Origin of the sequence: Kitasatospora viridis, from assembly GCF_007829815.1 — a bacterium.
GTDB classification, from domain to species: Bacteria; Actinomycetota; Actinomycetes; order Streptomycetales; family Streptomycetaceae; genus Kitasatospora; species Kitasatospora viridis.
In genome coordinates, this window is sequence record NZ_VIWT01000001.1 from 212,330 (window position 1) to 230,794 (window position 18,465).

At 74.4% G+C, this 18,465-nt stretch carries 18 protein-coding genes; 14 read left to right on the top strand and 4 right to left on the bottom strand.

Features of this window, described 5'->3' with window-relative positions:
- Positions 1-141 precede the first annotated feature (141 nt).
- From FHX73_RS00995 to FHX73_RS01020, 6 genes are all read left to right on the top strand, one after another.
- Positions 142-702 carry an RNA polymerase sigma factor gene (locus tag FHX73_RS00995; RefSeq protein ID WP_145902789.1) on the top strand — a complete coding sequence of 187 codons (561 nt, stop codon included), beginning with the start codon at positions 142-144 and terminating at the stop codon, positions 700-702.
- Positions 699-1,508, top strand: a complete 810-nt coding sequence (locus FHX73_RS01000) for a zf-HC2 domain-containing protein (RefSeq protein ID WP_170304798.1) — start codon at positions 699-701, stop codon at positions 1,506-1,508. Before FHX73_RS00995 ends, FHX73_RS01000 begins: the two co-directional genes overlap by 4 nt.
- Before the next feature lie 56 nt (positions 1,509-1,564).
- The gene (locus tag FHX73_RS01005; RefSeq protein ID WP_145902790.1) at positions 1,565-2,374 is read left to right on the top strand and encodes an ABC transporter ATP-binding protein; all 810 of its coding nucleotides are present in this window, start codon (positions 1,565-1,567) and stop codon (positions 2,372-2,374) included.
- Positions 2,371-3,765 carry a hypothetical protein gene (locus FHX73_RS01010; protein WP_145902791.1) on the top strand — a complete coding sequence of 465 codons (1,395 nt, stop codon included), beginning with the start codon at positions 2,371-2,373 and terminating at the stop codon, positions 3,763-3,765. Before FHX73_RS01005 ends, FHX73_RS01010 begins: the two co-directional genes overlap by 4 nt.
- Positions 3,762-4,334, top strand: a complete 573-nt coding sequence (locus FHX73_RS01015; RefSeq protein ID WP_145902792.1) for a hypothetical protein — start codon at positions 3,762-3,764, stop codon at positions 4,332-4,334. Before FHX73_RS01010 ends, FHX73_RS01015 begins: the two co-directional genes overlap by 4 nt.
- Before the next feature lie 239 nt (positions 4,335-4,573).
- Complete coding sequence (locus tag FHX73_RS01020) at positions 4,574-4,894, top strand: hypothetical protein (protein WP_145902793.1); 321 nt, start codon at positions 4,574-4,576, stop codon at positions 4,892-4,894.
- A gap of 15 nt (positions 4,895-4,909) precedes the next feature.
- On the opposite strand, the gene FHX73_RS01025 is transcribed toward FHX73_RS01020, so the two are convergent.
- A complete protein-coding gene (locus FHX73_RS01025; protein WP_145902794.1) occupies positions 4,910-6,151 on the bottom strand; it encodes a methyltransferase in 1,242 nt (413 codons plus the stop codon).
- A gap of 123 nt (positions 6,152-6,274) precedes the next feature.
- Between FHX73_RS01025 and FHX73_RS01030 the strand changes: the two genes are divergently transcribed.
- The 5 genes from FHX73_RS01030 (at position 6,275) to FHX73_RS01050 (ending at position 10,916) form a co-directional block, all read left to right on the top strand.
- Positions 6,275-7,471 carry a serine hydrolase domain-containing protein gene (locus FHX73_RS01030; protein ID WP_145902795.1) on the top strand — a complete coding sequence of 399 codons (1,197 nt, stop codon included), beginning with the start codon at positions 6,275-6,277 and terminating at the stop codon, positions 7,469-7,471.
- 119 nt (positions 7,472-7,590) lie between these two features.
- The gene (locus tag FHX73_RS01035) at positions 7,591-8,388 is read left to right on the top strand and encodes a TIGR03084 family metal-binding protein (RefSeq protein ID WP_145902796.1); all 798 of its coding nucleotides are present in this window, start codon (positions 7,591-7,593) and stop codon (positions 8,386-8,388) included.
- A gap of 122 nt (positions 8,389-8,510) precedes the next feature.
- Positions 8,511-9,791 (top strand): nitric oxide synthase oxygenase, encoded by a 1,281-nt coding sequence (locus FHX73_RS01040; protein WP_246213285.1) that lies wholly within the window; start codon positions 8,511-8,513, stop codon positions 9,789-9,791.
- Positions 9,792-9,806: 15 nt separating this feature from the next.
- Complete coding sequence (locus FHX73_RS01045) at positions 9,807-10,136, top strand: DHCW motif cupin fold protein (RefSeq protein WP_145902797.1); 330 nt, start codon at positions 9,807-9,809, stop codon at positions 10,134-10,136.
- A gap of 324 nt (positions 10,137-10,460) precedes the next feature.
- Positions 10,461-10,916 (top strand): hypothetical protein, encoded by a 456-nt coding sequence (locus FHX73_RS01050; protein WP_145902798.1) that lies wholly within the window; start codon positions 10,461-10,463, stop codon positions 10,914-10,916.
- 93 nt (positions 10,917-11,009) lie between these two features.
- On the opposite strand, the gene FHX73_RS01055 is transcribed toward FHX73_RS01050, so the two are convergent.
- Complete coding sequence (locus tag FHX73_RS01055) at positions 11,010-12,242, bottom strand: protein kinase domain-containing protein (protein WP_145902799.1); 1,233 nt, start codon at positions 12,240-12,242, stop codon at positions 11,010-11,012.
- A gap of 176 nt (positions 12,243-12,418) precedes the next feature.
- Entirely contained in the window at positions 12,419-13,048 is a 630-nt protein-coding gene (locus tag FHX73_RS01060; protein ID WP_145902800.1) for a TetR/AcrR family transcriptional regulator, read from the bottom strand.
- A gap of 141 nt (positions 13,049-13,189) precedes the next feature.
- Between FHX73_RS01060 and FHX73_RS01065 the strand changes: the two genes are divergently transcribed.
- Genes FHX73_RS01065 through fabG form a run of 3 tightly spaced genes read left to right on the top strand, consistent with a single transcriptional unit; the run spans position 13,190 to position 16,333 of the window.
- Positions 13,190-14,338, top strand: a complete 1,149-nt coding sequence (locus tag FHX73_RS01065) for an acyl-CoA dehydrogenase family protein (RefSeq protein ID WP_145902801.1) — start codon at positions 13,190-13,192, stop codon at positions 14,336-14,338.
- Positions 14,339-14,375: 37 nt separating this feature from the next.
- Positions 14,376-15,563, top strand: a complete 1,188-nt coding sequence (locus FHX73_RS01070; RefSeq protein ID WP_145902802.1) for a thiolase family protein — start codon at positions 14,376-14,378, stop codon at positions 15,561-15,563.
- Between the two features lie 11 nt (positions 15,564-15,574).
- On the top strand, positions 15,575-16,333 hold the full coding sequence (gene fabG / locus FHX73_RS01075) for a 3-oxoacyl-ACP reductase FabG (RefSeq protein WP_145902803.1): 759 nt from the start codon (positions 15,575-15,577) through the stop codon (positions 16,331-16,333).
- 61 nt (positions 16,334-16,394) lie between these two features.
- Here the strand turns inward: fabG and FHX73_RS01080 are convergent, their stop codons facing one another.
- A complete protein-coding gene (locus FHX73_RS01080; protein ID WP_145902804.1) occupies positions 16,395-18,431 on the bottom strand; it encodes a hypothetical protein in 2,037 nt (678 codons plus the stop codon).
- Positions 18,432-18,465 lie beyond the last annotated feature (34 nt).

An 18,465-nucleotide genomic window follows, 5' to 3' on the forward strand; every position in this document is an offset into this window, starting at 1 on the left:
TGGCATGAATATACGCACTGCGGAACATTCATGCAAGGAGTTGCGATGGGTAGCCTGAGGGCCCCGGCGTGGGCGGTGGGTTCTGTGACGCAGATCACTTCCGATGTAGAACCCGCAGGCCGCAGCAGCCGTCTGGCTGGTGTGAGATCACGCAGGAGAGCACTGGACGAGCTGGACGAGGAGCACCTCCTCCGGCTGGTCGCCAGGGGTGACCGGGCGGCGTTCGACGAGCTGTACCGCCGCACCTCGCCGTGGCTGGCGGTGCGGCTGCGCCGCCGCTGCGCGGACGAGCAGATCGTCGCCGAGGTCATGCAGGAGACCTATCTGGCGGTGTGGCGCGCGGCCGGCGCGTTCGCCGGCAGCGCGATCGGCGGCACGGGCGTCGGGTGGGTGTGGACGATCGCGGCGCGCCGCCTGGTCGACGCGTTCCGCCGCCGCGCCCACCACGCCGAACCGCCGGCGGCCGCCGCCGAGCGGGCCGTGGTGCCCGCCGCGGAGGACGAGGCACTGGCCGCCACTGTCGGCGGCGAAGTCGGCGACGCCCTGCGGCAGTTGGCGCCGGAACTGCGCCTGGTCCTGCAGGCCATGGTGCTCGACGGGCTCTCGGTTCGGGAGACCGCCGTGCTGCTCAGACTGCCCGAAGGCACGGTCAAGACCCGCGCCCGCCGGGCCCGGATCGCGATGCGGGAGGCACTGGCATGAGCACCGACCATGCGTCGACGCGGTTGCTCGACGAGTACGCGCGCGGTGACGCGGCGATGGCCGCGGACACCGTGTGGGCCCTGGAGGCCCACCTGGAGACCTGCGCGCCGTGCCGGGGCCGCCTGGCGGCCGCCGTGGCCACCGGGGCGCCGGGCGTCGCCGCGCTCGTCGACGCCGTCCGGGCCGGTCTGGAGCCGCAGTTGGACGCAGCCGTCCAGACGCCCGCGCGGCGCCGCCGCCCGAGCTGGGTGACGACCTGGCTGACGCCGGCCGCGGCCCCGTGGCTGGCCGTGACCGTCGCCGTCGCCCTGCTGGCGCTGGCGCTGGGCAGCGCCGGGGCGCCGGCCTTCGACGGGGCCTCGCCCCTGGTGCTGATCGCGCCCGTGCTGCCGCTGTGCGCCGTCGCCGGGGCCTGGTCGCGCGCCCTGGACCCGGCGCACGAGCTGACCGCCGCCACCGCCCGGGCCGGTCTGCCGCTGCTCCTGCGGCGCGCCACCGCCGCCCTCGTGGTGGTCGTGCCGGTGCTCCTGGTGGGGGGCCTGCTGACCGGGGCCACCACGGCCGCGCAGTGGCTGCTGCCCTCCCTGGCCTTCACCTCCACCGCGCTGGCGCTGGGCAGCGTGATCGGCGTGACCCGCGCCGCCGCCGCACTGGTGGCCGCCTGGGGCGCCGTCATCGCGGTGCCCTGGGGCGACGGCCGCCTCCCGCTCGCCCTGCTGTCGGACCAACTGCCCGTGTGGGCCGTGCTCCTGGCGCTCGGCACCGGCACCGTGATCGCCCGCAGGAACGCCTACTCGACGCTGTGAAGCCCTCGTCGCACCTCGACCTCGTTGAAGAACTCGCTGAAGAAGGGGAGCAGCTCATGCCACCGATGACGAGCGCGGCCGACACCGCGCCGAGGACCTACGCCTGGGAGATCCAGGCCACCGACCTGAAGGTGCGGGCCGGACGCAAGAAGATGGCCGTCGACGGACTCGACCTCGCCCTGGGCACCGGCACCCACGGCCTGCTGGGGCCCAACGGGGCGGGGAAGACCACCCTGATCCGGTCCCTGGCCACCGTGCTGCGCCCCGCCGGCGGCGAGCTGCGGCTGTGCGGCACCGCGGTCGGCGGCTCGGGCGACCTGCGTGCGCTGCGCCGCCGGATCGGCTACCTGCCGCAGGAGTTCGGCTACTACAAGCGCTTCACGGTGCGTGAGTTCGTCGAGTACATGGCCTGGTTGAAGGAGGTGCCCAAGGCGGACGTCCCCGCGGCCGTGCAGCGCGCCGTGGAGCGGGTCGGCCTGGCCGACCGCGCCGACCACCGGATGAAGACCCTCTCCGGCGGCATGGTGCGCCGCGCCGGCATCGCCCAGGCCATCGTCAACGACCCCGTGCTGCTGCTCCTCGACGAGCCGACGGCCGGTCTGGACCCGGCGCAGCGCCTGCGCTTCCGCGAGCTGCTGCAGGAACTGGGCCGCGACGCCTGCGTGGTCGTCTCCACCCACCTGGTCGAGGACGTCGCGGCCGCCTGCTCCGACGTGGTGCTGTTCGCCGAGGGCCGCCTGGTCTTCCAGGGCACCCCGGAGGTGCTGGCGGCGGCGGGCGGCTCCGAGTACCCGGGCGACAGCCCGCTGGAGCGCGGCTACTCGGCCCTGCTCCAGAACTCCGGGCAGCAGCGGGGGACCTGGTGAACGCGCGGGTGCTCGGGATCGAGCTGAAGCGGTCCGTCGCGCCGTGGCCCGGCGTCGTCGTGCTCGGCGGCAGCGTGGCGATCCTCTTCCTGATCGACGGGATCTGGTGGCGGGGCACCGCCGGGTGGACGGCCCAGTGGACCCCCATGGCGCTGTGGACCCGGTCCTGGCTGGCCTACTGGTGGCCGCTGGCGGCGGGCGCGGGGGCGGTGTACGGGCTGCGCGACTCCCGCTCGCGGATGACCGAGCTGCTCGCGACCACCCCGCTGCCGGCCTGGCGCCGCGCGGCGGCGCCGGCCGGTGCGATGGCGCTCGCGCTGGTCACCGGCTTCGGCCTGGTCGTCCTGGTGGGCGCGGTCCGAGTGGCGCTCGGCCCCACCGGCCACCTGACGTCCCTCGGCTGGCTGCCGATCTCGCTGGTGGCCGCGCTGGCCCTGGTCGCGGCGGCGGTCTTCGGCATGGGCGCCGCCCGGGCCCTCCCCTCCGTGCTCACCCCGCCGGCCCTGGTGATGCTGCTCCTCCTGGCGGAGCTGCTGCTGCGTCAGGACAACGAGGGGCTGCTGCCGTCGGGCACCGCGCCGAACCGGCTCGCCCTGCTGTCCCCGGCGGTCGCGGAGCCGCGGGAGCTGCTGCTGACCCTGTCCGGCTCCGTGCACCTGGGCCAGGCGCTCTGGCTGCTCGGCCTGCTCGCCACCGGACTCGGCCTGCTGTCGGCCGCGACCCGCCGGGCCCGGCTGCTCGCGGCGGCCCCCGTGCTGGCCGGCGCGGCCCTGGCCCTGCTGATCCTGCCGGCCGACCCGCGCGGCAGCTACGTCGTCGACCGGGCCGCCGCCGCCCTGGTCTGCGACGGCCCGGTGTGCGTGACGCAGGCGCACCGCTCGCAGCTGGCCGCACTCGCGCCGCGCGCCGAGGAGGCGCTGCGCCTGCTGCACGACGCCCTGGGCGACGGGGCACCGGCCTCGGTGCGGGAGGAGACCGCGCTGCGCGCGCTCGCCGACGACCGCCAACTCGCCGGCGACGTGCTGCTGGTCGACTTCGAGGACCCGCTGGTCGTCGGTGCGTCGGGGGACGGACTGACCCGCGTCCTGGTCGCCCAGGGCCTGGCGCCGAACTGCGCGCCGCGCACCCCGTGGGAGGGCGGTGGGCTGGTCGACGTGCCCGTGCAGAGCATCGTCGCGAGCTGGGCCCTCGGCGATCACCGGCTCGAACCGCTGCGGCAGCCGGACCCCGGCGAGTACGGGCAGCGTGCGTGGGCGCGGGCGCAAGCCGCCTGGCAGCAGCTGACGGCCCTGCCGCCGGCCGAGCAGCGCGCGCGGATCGCCCGGGCGCACGCCGCCGCGCTCTCCTGCCAGGACGGGCTCGCGGCACTGACCGGGGAGGCGTCCTCGTGAGGTGGCTGACGCTGTACGCGCGTTCGCGGCAGGTACCCGCCTCGGCCGCCGCGATCACGCTGGTCGCGCTGGCGCTGTGGGCCCTCGGCCAGGGCGGCGGCCACGGCCCCGGTCTGAACGTCGCGCTCCTGGTGCTCACCGCGAACGTGGCGGCCGCCTCGATCGGACTCGGCGGGCCGGACGAGGCGCTGGAGCGGACGGCCGCGATCCGCTGGCCGCTGCGCCGGGCGGCGCACGTGCTGCTGGGCGGCGCGGTCGCCGGCGCGGCGCTGCTGGCGGTCCGGGCGGCGGGCCCGGACCTCGCCCCGGCCGCGTTCGTCGTCCGGGACGGCGCGGGCCTGATCGGCCTGGCCGCGCTCGGGGCGGTGTTGTGCGGGGCACCGTTCGCCTGGACCCTGCCGACCGGCTGGCTCGGCTACACCCTGCTGGCGCCGGTCGCGCCCGGCGTCGTGGGCCAGGTGGGCAGCTGGATGCTCTACTCCCCCGCCACGACGGCGTCCGCCGCGACCGCGTGGGCGCTGCTGGCGGCGGGCACCGTGCTGTACGCGGTGGCGGGACCGCGGCGCTGACGGGTCGCCAGGCCGACGGGCTGACGGGCTGACGGGCTGACGGGCTGACGGGCTGACGGGCTGACGGGCTGACGGGTCCACCCGGCACCGCCCCGCGACGGGGGCGCGCCAAAGTGGGGCCGGATCCCGCCAAAGTGCCGTCCGCCCCCGGAACCACTGGCGACACACCGGCACCACGGCTGCCAAGGTACTGCCCGCCGTGCTGCCGCACGGACCGTCATCCCGAAGGGACCGACCCCATGCTGACGACCAATCGCGTTCTCGCCGCAGCGCTCGCCGCCGGGGCGCTGCTGCTCCTCGGAGTCACCCCGGCCTCCGCCCGGGCGGCCGCTCCCCGGCAGGCCGCGCCCGGTTCCACCCAGGACTTCTACGGGACCGGCTGGTCCCTGCTCTACCAGGGCGCGCTCGGCAACGCGACGGCCGCCGCGGACAGCGCGGCGAACAGCGCCGGCTACCCGTCGAGCGGGTGCACCCAGGTCAACCAGTGGGTGAGCTACACGCTGGCGCGGCCCATCCGCTGGAACGCCGAGGTCGAGCTCCAGTGCACCGCCGCGGCCTGACCGGCCGGCTCGTGCTCAGCGCTTGACGGCGCGCAGCACGGTGAACTTCGGGTTCCCCGCCACCGTCTGGCAGTTGCCGAAGATCCGCCGCAGCTTGACGTGGTAGCCGAGGTGCCGGTTGCCGACCACCCAGAGCTCGCCGCCCGGGCGCAGCGCGCGGCGGGCGCCGGTGAACATCCGCCAGGCGGTGGCGTCCGTGGTGGCCTGGTGGGAGTGGAACGGCGGGTTGTTCAGCACCAGGTCGACCGAGCCGGGCGGCACGGCCGCCACCGCGTCGGGCCCCAGGCCGTCGGCGGCGAGGAAGGTGGCGGCGGCGTCCGGGCCGGCGTTCTCCCGGAAGGTCGCCTCGGCGGAGGCGAGCGCCGGGAAGGACTCGTCGACGAAGGTCACCGCGGCCTGCGGGTTGGCCAGCGCGGCGGCGGTGCCGAGGATCCCGTTGCCGCAGCCCAGGTCGACCACCTGCAGCGGCCCGGGCCGGACCGCCAGGTGCTCCAGCAGGAACCGGGTGCCGATGTCCAGCCGGTCCGCGCAGAAGACGCCGGCCACGTTGGTGACGGGCCGTCCGGAGAGCACCCCGATGCCTTCGGGCAGGTGGTGGCGCAGCGGCCAGGGGTTGGCCGGGCGGGTCTCGACCCCCGGGGTGCTGAAGATCAGCCGGGCCTTGCGGACCGCCTTCGAGGTGCGGGTCGGGCCGATGATCCGCTCGAAGAGCTGGAGGGTGGAGGTGTGGATCTCCGTCACCATGCCGGTGCCGATCACGACGCTGCCCGGGTGCAGGGCCGGGGCCAGCCGGTGCAGCTGGTCCTCCAGGAAGGCGAGGCTCTTCGGCACCCGGACCAGCAGCAGGTCGATCCTCCCCGGGCCTTCGGCCGGGTGGGGGCCCCAGGGCGCCGGGTCGGTGCTGGCGAGCAGGCGCGCGGCGGCCGGGTCGGCGCCGTTGCGGGCCAGGTTGGCGCGGGTCGCCTCGCGGGCCAGGTGGGAGTCGGTGACCAGGGTCGGGCGCGGCTCCGTGGGGGTGGCGGCCCCTCCCGTGCTCAGCGACGTGGTCAGCGCGCCCCAGCGGTCGCCGAGCACCACCACCTCGCCGGCCGGGTCCGCGGGCGGGGTGTCCGGCGGCAGCAGGTCCGGGTCGGCGGCGCCGTACAGGTGGTTCAGCAGGTACTCGTCGGCGGCGTCCCAGGCCCGCAACTGCTCGCGCGGGTCCTCCGGGTAGCGGGAGAGCCGCAGCTCGCCCCGGGCGGTGGTGAAGAGGTTCATCGTGCGACCAGGCTATCCGCTGGCCCGGCGGCGCGGTGATTGCCCCGGTTCGTCCGCCCCGACTGGCAGGATCGGAGCGGGATCCGACGGCCCGTCAGCCGGAGCGCAGACAGGAGCACACGCATGGGGTTCGACAGGGAGCGGCTGACCGGGCTGCACGACGTGCTGGCCGGGCACGTGGCGCACGGCGGGGTGCCCGGGCTAGTCGCCCTGGTCGCGCAGGGTGACCAGGTGCACGTGGAGGCGCTGGGCAAGCGCTCGCTGGGCGGCGGGCCGGTGGGTCGGGACACGCTCTTCCGGGTGGCCTCGATGACCAAGCCGGTGACGGCCGTGGCGGCGCTGATCCTCGCCGAGGAGTGCCGGTTGCGGCTCGACGGCCCGGTGGACGAGCTGCTGCCCGAGCTGGCCGGTCGCCGCGTGCTGGCCGACCCGCTCGGCCCGCTGGACGACACGGTGCCGGCACACCGCTCGATCACCCTGCGTGACCTGCTGACCTTCCGGATGGGCACCGGCCTGGTCATGGCCCCGCCCGGCAGCTACCCGATCCAGCGCGCGATGGAGGTGCTGGACCTCGGCCAGCACGCCCCGCACCCCGCCCTGCCGCCGGAGCCGGAGGAGTGGCTGCGCCGGTTCGCCACCCTGCCGCTGATGCACCAGCCCGGCGAGCGCTGGCTCTACAACACCGCCTTCGACGTGCTGGGCGTGCTGATCGCCCGGGCCAGCGGCCGACCCTTCGAGGAGTTCCTGCGCGAGCGGGTCTTCGAACCGCTGGGCATGCGGGACACCGGCTTCCACGTGCCCGCCGACCAGTTGGACCGGTTCACCACCTGCTACGCCGGCGACCCGGGAAACGGCGGACCCGCCGTCTACGACGAGGTGAACGGCGAGTGGGCCGCGCCCCCGGCCTTCCCGGCCGGCAGCGCGGGCCTGGTCTCCACCGTGGACGACTTCCTGGCGTTCGGCCGGATGCTGCTGGCCGGCGGCCGGTACGGCGGGCGGCGACTGCTCTCCCCCGGCACCGTCGAGCTGCTGGCGACCGATCAGCTGACCGAGCAGCAGAAGACGCTCGGTCAGCTGGTGCCCGGCTACTTCGACGGCCGGGGCTGGGGCATGGGCGTCGCGGTGGTGACCCGGACGGCCGAACTCGGCCACCCGGCCGGGCAGTACGGCTGGGACGGCGGCCTGGGCAGCTCCTGGGCGGTGGACCCGGTGCGCGGCACGGTCGGCGTGCTGCTCACCTCGCGGGCCTGGAGCTCCCCGGCCCCGCCGCCGGTCTGCCAGGACTTCTGGACCGCGATGTACGCCGCGCTCACCGACTGACCCGCCGCACGGCTCTGGTGCCGGCCGGGACCCCGGGGCCAGAGTGGGGGTTCCGCCGTGGGCAGCGGGGAAGCCTGCTGGCGGGGCTCGGAGCACGGCGACCGGAGGGGTGGGAGACGATGACCGACACCGCGGAGATCCTCGCGGACCTGCGTGCGGAGGGCGACGCGCTGGACGCACTGGTGGAGCCGCTGGACCCGGCCGGCTGGCGGACGCCCACGCCGGCCCCGGGCTGGACCATCGCCCACCAGATCTCCCACCTGGCCTGGACGGACGAGTGGGCGCTGCGCGCCGTGCGGGACCCCGAGGGCTTCCACGCCGCCGCGACCGGACTGCTGGTCGGCGCCACCGAGTTCGACGGTTTCGTGGACCAGGGCGCGGCCGCCGGCGCCGCGCTCGCCCCGCGCGACCTGCTGGACTGGTGGCGGGCCGGCCGGGCCGAACTGCTGGCGGCGCTGGCCGAGGTGCCGGACGGCCGCAAACTGCCCTGGTTCGGCCCGCCGATGAAGGCCGGCTCGATGGCCACCGCGCGGATCATGGAGACCTGGGCGCACGGCGAGGACGTGGCCGAGGCGGTCGGCGCCGGGCGCCCGCCGACCGCCCGGCTGCGGCACGTCGCGCACCTGGGCGTGCGGACCATGGGCTTCGCCTTCTCGGCCCACGGGCAGCCGATCCCGACCGACCCGGTGCGGGTGGAGCTGACGGGGGCTCAGGGCCAGTCCTGGAGCTGGGGGCCGGCCGACGCGGAGAACCGGATCGCCGGCCCGGCGCTGGACTTCTGCCTGCTGGTCACCCAGCGCCGGCACCCCGAGGACCTGGCGCTGGCGGTCAGCGGCCCGGTGGCGACCGCCTGGGTGCCGATCGCCCAGGTCTTCGCCGGCCCGCCCGGGGAGGGGCGCAAGCCGCGCGGGCGCTGAGGCTCCCGGGCAGGCGGGGTGGGCAGGGTACCCGCGAGCGCGGCCCCGGTGGGCGGGAATCGGTGACTCCCGGCCCGGGCGGCGGGGCAGGCGCTTGCATGGCGGGCGGAAAGGACCTCGCCTTGATCTTCAGCCGCCTCCGCTCCCGCCGCACCACCCACCCGGCCCAGGCCGGCTGCCCCATGGGCCACGGCACGGTGCCCGCCGGATCGGCCAGCGTGCCGCCGCCCCGGCCCGCGCCGTCCTCCACCAAGCCGTCCGCCACCGAACCGTCTGCCGCCGAACTGTCTGCCGCCGAGCCGTCCGCCACCGAGCCGGACTTCACCGACCCGGTGCAGGCCGCCGCCTTCCTGCGGCAGTTCCACGCCGAGCGCCCGGGCTCCGGGGACCCGGAGCCGAGGGTGCGTCAGGTGCTGGACGAGATCGAGCGCACCGGCAGCTACCGGCACACCCCCGAGGAGCTGGCCTTCGGCGCCCGGGTCGCCTGGCGCAACTCGGCCCGCTGCATCGGCCGGCTGTACTGGCGCAGCCTGGTGGTCCGCGACCTGCGCGAGTGCTCCAGCGCGGACGAACTCGCCGAGCACTGCTTCGAGCACCTGCGGACGGCGGGCAACGGCGGCCGGATCCGCCCGGTGATCAGCGTGTTCGCCCCGGACCGGCCCGGCCGCCCGGCGCCGCGGATCCTCAACTCCCAGCTGGTGCGGTACGCCGGCCACCCGCGCCCCGACGGCGGCTGGACCGGCGACCCGGCCGGCGGGCAACTCGCCGCCCGCGCCGCCGACCTGGGATGGAAGCGCGGCGACGGCCGGTTCGACGTGCTGCCGCTGCTGGTGCAGGAGCGACCCGGCGAGCCGCCGCGCTGGTACGAACTGCCGGACGACAGCACCTTGGAGGTGCCGCTGCGCCACCCCGACCACGCCTGGTTCGCCGAACTGGGCCTGCGCTGGTACGCGGTGCCGGCGATCAGCGACCTGACCCTGGAGATCGGCGGGATCCGCTACCCCGCCGCGCCGTTCAACGGCTGGTACATGGGCACCGAGATCGGCGCCCGCAACCTGGCCGACGCCGACCGCTACGACCTGCTCGGCGAGGTCGCCGGGCGGCTCGGCCTGGACACCTCCAGCGACCGCACCCTCTGGCGGGACCGCGCCCTGGTCGAGCTCAACCTCGCGGTGCTGCACTCCTTCCAGGAGGCCGGGGTGACCATCGCCGACCACCACACCGAGTCGGACCGCTTCCTGCGCCACATCGCCCAGGAGAAACGCCTCGGCCGCCCCACACCGGCGGACTGGAGCTGGATCGTCCCACCGGTCTCGGGAGCCCTGACGCCGGTGTTCCACCGCTACTACGACCCGGTGGACCCCGCCCTGCGCCCGGCGTTCGTGCCGCGCGAGCCGTGGTGAGCCTACGATCATCCGATGGACATGCTCAACATCCCTTTCGGGACCACGGATTGGTCACAGGTCGAGCCGACCGAGCACCCCGGCGAGACCGGCACCGCAACCTGGCGCACCCGCGAGTTCGGCCCCCTGCGCGTGCGGATGGTCGACTACAGCCCCGGATACCTGGCCGACCACTGGTGCGAGCGAGGGCACATCCTCCTCGTCCTGGAGGGCACCTTGACCACGGAGTTGGCGGGCGGTGAGACCGTCGCCCTCACCGCCGGCACCAGCTACCAGGTCGGCGACAACGTCCAGGCGCACCGCTCCAGCACCCGGGACGGGGCTCGGCTGTTCATCGTCGACTGACCGTGATCCCGGCTCTGCTGCCCCGTCCGCCCCGGCGTGCTCACCGCGCCCGGACGCTCACCCCCGAATAGCGAACCAATACGCCCTCAAATACCCGCTGTACCAAGGGACTTCCCAGGAACATTCGCAGAATGCGATCATTCCGGCGATCAACTCCTCCTGGCACCGGCGGGGTCCTCGTCGACGCAGGTCCGAGCGCTGAGCACCGCCCTGCCTGCTGCCGGGGTGTCATGCAGAACCCCACTACCGCCATCCGGCTCCCCACAGCCGTTTGAAAGGATGACAACACCCATGCGCGGACTCCTTCGTAGACTCGCCCCCGTCATGGCAGCCGTCACCATAGCCAGCGGCATCACGCTCGCCTCCGCCACCACCGCCTCCGCCGGCGGTTGGGGCTGCTCGGGCACCGAGGTCAGTGGCTCGCCGTACCTGACGCACACCACCATGACCGGTGCGGTCCTCAGCTACGTCCACGTGTTCTGGAACAGCTCGACAGGGCAGAACTGCGCGGTCAACGTGAAGACCGGCAGCCTCTACGGCACGAAGACGCTCACCGACGTCACCATCTACGAGTGCGCGTACGACTTCACGGGCAGCGCCTGCGGTGACTACCCGGGCCTTCCGCCACTCACGTCCCGCGAGGACAGTAACGCCTTCTACTACTACGCCGGCCCGGTCAGCGTCCCGGGCAGCGGCCACTGCATCCGGGTCACGGCGGACACCTACACCCCTGACGGAACGGACGTGGCGTTCTTCGACAGCGGCGCCTTCCACTGCTGATCAGCGGGCCGCGAAGCGGCTGAAGGTGCGCGGGAGAGGGACCCGTCACTCCCGCGCACCCTGGCCGTTCCCGGGGGCCCGTGCCCGGGCGCCCTACTGCGCGGTGGCCCGGTGCGGGTCGGGCAGCCGGACGGTGACAGCCGTGCCGCGAGCCACCAGGGTGCCGGGGGCCGGGTGTTGGGCGCAGATCCTGCTCGGCTGCGCGGCACGGGGGCCGGGGCAGTCGCCGTAGGCGATGTCCCCCATCCGCAGACCGGCGTTCCGGACGCTCTCACGGGCCTGGAGGACGGTGACGCCGGCCAGTTCGGGGATGCGCTGCGAGCTGGCCGGCGTGCCGCTCCGGTGGGCGACGGCGTAGGCGGTGGCACCGGCGGCCAGCGCCAGGCAGGCCGTGATGGCCACGCCCAACCGCCCGGTCCGGCGACGCCGACGGGGCGGTGCGGGGGCGTCGGGGGGCGCGGGCCGCGACACCGTGGTGGCGGGTGGCAGGAGCAGCGCCTCCTCCAACGCGGCACGCATCTCCGCGGCGGAGCCGAACCGCTGGTCGCGGTCCTTGGATAGGGCCGTGAGCACCACGGTGTCGAGCGCCGGCGGCAGCGCTGCCTTCAGCTCCGAGGGTCCCACCGGCTCCTCGTGCACGTGCTTCCAGATCACACCCAGTGGGCTCTCGGCGACGAACGGCGGTCGCCCGGTCAGTAGTTCGTAGAGCAGGCAGCCGGTGGAGTACAGGTCGCTGCGTGCGTCCACCGGCTCACTGCGGGCCTGCTCGGGAGAGAGGTAGGACGCGGTGCCGACGACCAGGTTGGTCTGGGTCAGTGCCGGTCCCGTGGCGAGGCCGAGCGAGCGCGCGATGCCGAAGTCCATCACCTTGACGCTTCCGCCGGCCGCCACCATCACGTTCGCCGGCTTGATGTCGCGGTGCACGATGCCCTGGCCGTGCGCGTGGGAGAGGGCGTCGAGGATGTCCATGGTGATCAGCACGGCCCGCTCGGGGTCGATCGGCTCGCCTTGGTCGACCAGGTCGCTCAGCGGCGAGCCTTCGACGTACTCCATGACGATGAACGGCAGCGCGACACCCGCGACGACATCCTCGCCGGTGTCGAAGACCGCGACGATGCCAGGGTGGTTGAGCGCCGCAGCCGACTGCGCCTCCCGCTGGAACCGCTCCCGTCCGGACAGGTCCGCCGTCAGGTCCGCCCGCAGGATCTTCACCGCGACGGTCCGGTCCAGCCGGAGGTCCCGCACCAGGTGGACCTCGGCCATCCCACCGCGCCCGAGCAGACCGCCCAGGGCGTACCGACCACCGAGCAGCCGCTGTTGGTCCATGCCTCGGGTTCCTCTCTTCCGGCCGGAGACCGTACAGGCGCCGGACCGTAGCGGGCATTCATGTGAAAACCCTGTGGGACGGGAGCGCCGTGAGCGGGCAGGGTGTCCTGGCAGGGGCACGTCCTGCGAGGGCGAGCGCAGCGAGGGCGAGCCGGCCGGCCCGGGCTACGGAGCGGTCAGTCCTGGGTCGGGTAGCGCCCCGCCAGGCCCGCCAGCAGGGCGTCCAGGCCGAGGTCGAAGGCGCCCTGGTCGATCGAGGCGCGGTGCTCGGCGAGGCGATGGGCCTCGCCGAGGTGGGGGTAGTCGGTGCCGTAGAGGGCCGCGTCCTCCGGGAAGCCGGAGGCGAAGGAGCCCAGGGCCGAGCCGGTGACGAAGTACCGCATCAGTGCGCCGATCCGGGTGGCCTGCCCGCGCGGCCAGCCGGCCTCCACCAGGCAGCCGTAGACCGCGTCGGCCAGGCGCAGCGCGTTCGGTCGGCGGCCCGGGCCCTGGGCGAGCACCGGCACCACGTGCGGGTGGGCGGCGAGCGCGGCGCGGTAGGAGCGGGCCCAGGCGCGCAGGGCGTGCTGCCAGTCGGCGCCGGGGACGAACATCGCCAGGTCCACTTCGCCCATCACGCTGTCGACGATGGCGTCCAGCAGGTCGTCCTTGGTCGCGAAGTGGTTGTAGAGCGAGGGCCCGCTGACCGAGAGCTCGGTGGCCAGGCGCCGGGTGGAGAGCGCTTCCAGGCCCTCCGCGTCCACCAGCGCCAGCGCGGCGGTGACGATCCGCTCGCGGCTGAGCAGCGGGGTGCGGGGGCGGGCCATGGGGTGCTCCGTTCAGGGGTGGAAGGAGGCATTCTCGCAGGGTGCCTCTTCCCAGCGGCCCGCCGGGCGGGCTAGAGTCCGGAAAAACTTGCACCGCTAGTTTACGGCCCCGCTGGATCACAAGACCCGGGAAGGCACGCCATGGACCTGGAGCTCTCCGAGGAGCAGGCCGCCGTCCGCGACCTCGCCGCCGAGTTCGCCGCGCGCGAGATCGCGCCGTTCGCCGCCGAGTGGGACCGCGCCGAGTCGGTGGACCGGTCGGTGATCGGCAAGCTCGGCAAGCTGGGCTTCCTCGGCCTGACGATCCCCGAGGAGTACGGCGGCAGCGGCGGCGACCACCTGGCCTACTGCCTGGTGCTGGAGGAGCTCGGCCGGGGCGACTCGGCGGTGCGCGGCATCGTCAGCGTCTCGCTCGGCCTGGTCGCCAAGTCGGTGAACGGCTTCGGCACCGAGGAGCAGAAGCGCCACTGGCTGCCGCGGCTCTGCTCGGGCGAGGCGCTGGCCTGCTTCGCGCTGACCGAGCCCGGCAACGGCTCGGACGCGGCGAACCTGACCACCAAGGCGGTGAAGGACGGCGACCACTGGCTGCTGAGCGGCGCCAAGACGTTCATCACCAACGGCACCTGGGCCGACGTCGCGCTGGTCTTCGCCCGCACGGGCGGGCCGGGCCACAAGGGCATCACCGCCTTCCTGGTCCCGACCGACTCCCCCGGCTTCGGCCGCCGGGAGATCCACGGCAAGCTCGGCCTGCGCGGCCAGGCCACCGCGGAGCTGACCCTCGATCAGGTCCGGGTGCCGGACGGCGCCCGGCTCGGCCCGGAGGGCAAGGGCTTCACGGTCGCCATGGCGGCGCTGGCCAAGGGCCGGATGTCGGTGGCGGCCGGCTGCGTCGGCATCATCCGGGCCGCGCTGGACGCCGCCGTGCGCTACGCCACCGAGCGCGAGCAGTTCGGCAAGCCGATCGCCTCGCACCAGCTGGTGCAGGAGCTGCTCGCCGACATCGCGGTGGACCTGGACGCGGCCCGGCTGCTCACCTGGCGGGTGGCCGACCACATCGACCGCGGCCTGCCGTTCGCCACCGAGTCCTCGGTCGCCAAGCTGTACGCCAGCGAGGCGGCCGTGCGCGCGGCCAACAACGCGCTCCAGGTCTTCGGCGGCTACGGCTTCATCGACGAGTACCCGGCCGGCAAGCTGCTGCGCGACGCCCGGGTGATGACCCTGTACGAGGGCACCAGCCAGATCCACAAGCTGCTGATCGGGCGAGCCCTGACCGCCATAAGTGCCTTTTAGAGGTGCAACGCCTTCTAGACACGAGGAGCCCAAGGAAGTGCGTCCCGTCTACTTCGCCGCCGCCCGCCGGACACCCATCGGCAGGCTGCGCGGCGCCCTGGCCACCGTCAGGCCCGACGACCTGTCAGCCGCCGTGATCCGGCAGCTGCTCGCCGACGTACCCGCGCTCGACCCCGCCCGGATCGACGACGTCTACTGGGGCGCCGCGAACCAGGCCGGCGAGGACAACCGCAACGCCGCCCGGATGGCCGTGCTGCTGGCCGGCCTGCCGGAGAGCGTGCCCGGCGCCACCGTGAACCGGCTCTGCGCCTCGGGCCTGGAGGCCGTCACCACCGCCGCGCGGGCGATCGCGGCCGGCGAGGCGGACGTGATGATCGCCGGCGGCTGCGAGTCGATGACCCGTGCGCCGTTCGTGCTGCCCCGCCCGGACGAGGCGCTGCCGCACCAGATGCAGACCTTCGACACCCGGCTCGGCTGGCGGCTCACCAACCCGCGGATGGCCGAGCTGCACGGCGTGCTCGGCATGGGCGAGACCGCCGAGGAGGTGGCCGAGCGCTACGGCATCACCCGGGAGCGGCAGGACGCCTTCGCGCTGCGCAGCCACCAGCGGGCCGCCGCCGCCCGCAAGGACGGGCACTTCGACGCCGAGCTCTTCCCGGTGGTCCGCCCGGACGGGGTGACGGTCGATCAGGACGAGTCGATCCGCGAGGACACCAGCCTGGAGCGGCTGGCCGGCCTGAAGCCGGTGTTCCGCAAGGGCGGCACGGTGACGGCCGGCAACGCCTCGCCGATGAACGACGGCGCGGCCGGCCTGCTGCTGGTCAGCGAGGCCGCGCTGGGCGAGCTGGGACTGGAGCCGCTGGGCCGCTACGTGGCCGGCGCCTCGGCCGGCGTGCACCCGGACGTGATGGGGATCGGCCCGGTGCCGGCCACCCGCAAGGTGCTGGCCCGCACCGGCTGGAGCCTGGCCGACCTGGACGAGGCCGAGTTCAACGAGGCCTTCGCCGCCCAGGCGCTGGCCTGCCTGGACCAGCTGGAGATCGATCCGGAGCTGGTCAACCCGAGCGGCGGCGCGATCGCGCTCGGCCACCCGCTGGGCGGCTCGGGCGCCCGGATCCTCACCACCCTGCTGCACCGGATGCGCCGCACCGGCGCCCGCCGGGGCCTGGCCACCATGTGCGTGGGCGTCGGGCAGGGCACGGCCGTACTCGTAGAGAAGAATTGAGGGGCTCACTGATGGCACGTTTCACCGGCAAGGTCGCCGTGGTCACCGGCGCCGCCCAGGGGATCGGCGCGGCCACCGCGCTCCGGCTGGCCGAGGAGGGCGCCGCGGTCGCGGTGGTCGACCTGACCGCCGAGCGGGCGCAGGCCACCGCCGACGCGATCACCGCCAAGGGCGGCACCGCCCGGGCCTACGGCTGCGACGTCTCCGACTACGACGCGGTCGAGGCCGTCTTCGCCACCCTGCACGAGGAGTTGGGCGGCCTGCACATCCTGGTGAACAACGCCGGGATCACCCGGGACAACCTGTTCTTCAAGATGCCCAAGGCGGACTGGGACGCGGTGCTCACCGTCAACCTGACCAGCGCCTACAACTGCAGCCACGTGGCGCAGAAGTACCTGGTGGCGCAGAAGTACGGCAAGATCGTCTCGCTCAGCTCGCGCTCCGCGCTGGGCAACCGGGGCCAGGCCAACTACGCGGCGGCCAAGGCCGGCATCCAGGGCCTGACCGCGACCCTGGCGATCGAGCTGGGCCCGTTCAACATCAACGTCAACGCGGTCGCCCCCGGCTACGTCGTCACCTCGATGACCGCCGCGACCGCCGAGCGGGTCGGCTCCAGCCCCGAGGAGCACCAGGCCGAGGTCGCCGCCCGCACCCCCCTGCGCCGCCCCGGCCAGCCGGAGGAGATCGCCTCGGTGGTGGCCTTCCTGGCCAGCGAGGAGGCGTCCTACGTGAGCGGCCAGACCCTGTACGTCAACGGCGGCGCCCGCTGAGCACGCGCCGGGGGCGGGGTGCGGATCGTCCGCGCCCCGCCCCCGGCGTGCTGATCTACCGTCAGCCGTTGTACTGCGGCTTCAGGGTGACGCTCAGGATGGTGCGGTACTCGGCCGGCTGGGCGGCCGGGACGGTGTACGGGTTGGCGGCGTCGGTGCCGTAGGTCGAGCCGGTGGTCGGCAGCGGCTTCGGGGTGGAGTAGCCGGCGAACAGCATGGTCAGGGTGCCGTTGTCGTTCTGCACCACGGTCGGGTCGTAGACGCGGCCGCTGTAGTAGCCGGAGACGCCCAGCGGGCCGCCGGACTTGGCCTGGGCGGACAGCGCCGAGAAGGTGTAGTCGGTGCCGATCAGCTTCTGCGGCGCGGACCAGTGCTGGCCGTCCTTGGAGGACGCGTAGAAGATCTGGTTGAACGCGTCGCTGTCGCCGTCCGAGGCGTAGGCGCCGGACAGGAACAGGCCGTAGCTGCCGTCCGGGTTGGTGATGACGGTGCCGCGCGAGCCGATCCAGCGCAGCACCGAGTTGCTGTTGCTGGTCGGGTCGCCGAGGCCGCTGACCTGGCCGAGGTCGGTGAAGTGCAGGCCGTCGGTGGTGTAGGCGGCGCGGACCACGGTGTAGTCCTCGTTGTTGCCGAAGAGGGTCTTCGGCTTGTTCTTGCCCTCGCCGGTCTGGGACAGCTGCGCGTACGGGGCGACGGCCGCGCCGGGCGCGCCCACGTCGCTGCCCTTGGCCACGGCGCCGGTGCCGCCGGTGCAGCCGGTCAGGTGGGTGGCGTCGGCGCCGGTGCAGGTGACCTGGACGATGCCGTTCGGGGTGCCCAGGCTCACGGTGACCGAGCCGCCGGCCGGCTTGAGCGCCGAGCTGTCGGCGACCGGGATGGTGGCGGCGGGCAGCGTGACAGCGGCCGTGGTGGTGGTCGGGGTGTAGTAGTTGACGATCTTCTCGGTGTAGAGCACCGCAACGCTGCCCTTGGGCGCGCCCGGGTAGTTCGGGACGGTGCTGATGATGCCGTCCGGGGAGACCAGGCCCGAGGTCTGCTGGGCGGTCGCCGGGATCACGCTGTCGGCGGCGATCGCGTCGCCGGCCTTGATGCTGACGCCGCCCGCGGTGCGGGTGGTGCAGCCGGTGAAGGCGGTCGCGGTGGCGTTGTTGTCGTTGCAGTCCACCGTGACGCCGTCCACGGTGAAGTGGCCGGGCTGCTCGAAGCCGGCGGTGGTGGCCGCGTTGATGGTGACGCCGTCGCCGCCCGGGCCGGCCGGCACGGTGACCGCGCCGGTGGCGGTGGTGCTGCCGCCCATGCCGACCGGCTCGGCGGCGGGCAGGCCGGCCAGCGGGTTGCCGCCCTTCGGGGCGAGCTTGTGGACGATCAGGTTGACGCCCGGGTTGTCGCCGGAGGGGCGGGAGAGGGTGTAGAGCACCTGGCCGCGGTGGCCGGTGCCGTTGTAGTTCGGCACGGTCAGCACGAAGGCGTGGCCCTGGCCGTCGTCGTCGGTGTTGCCGTCCGCGCACAGGCCCTGGTTCTGCTCCAGCGCCTCGCCCTGGTAGTGCCAGGTGCGGCCGTGGTCGGTGGAGGTGGCGGCGACGACCGCCTCGTCGGTGTCCTTGGGGCGGTAGTCGAACAGGCCGGTGAGGGTGCGGCCGCCGTCGTCACTGGTGACGAACGGGAAGTAGTACGGCTGCATCGGCAGCACGCTGCCCTTGGGCTGGCGCAGCACGGCGCCGGTCTCCGGGGTCGGGCCGCCGCTGGCGCAGTAGCCGGGCAGCGGGCCGGGGGTGCCGGTGACGCCGCTGGCCGCGGGGACGCCGTTCGCGCCCGGGTCCACCGCGATGTTCGGGTAGGTCACGCCGTTGACCGTGACGGTGGCGCCGGCGGTCGGGTCGCCCTGGGCGAGGGTCCACGGACCGCCCTTGACCTTGTCCACCACGGGGGTGCCGACGGTGTAGCTGACCGGGCCGTGGTGGTGGCGGTGGCCCCAACCCCAGCCCCAGCCGTTGTCACCACTGTTGGAGTCGGCGAGCGCCGGGCCGGTGGCGAAGGTGAGGGCGGAGAGGGTGGTGACCGCGATGGCGGCGGCGGTCGCGGTGCGGCGGAGCGGCATGAGCGAGTTCCTCCGGAAGTCGGGCCCGCGCCAG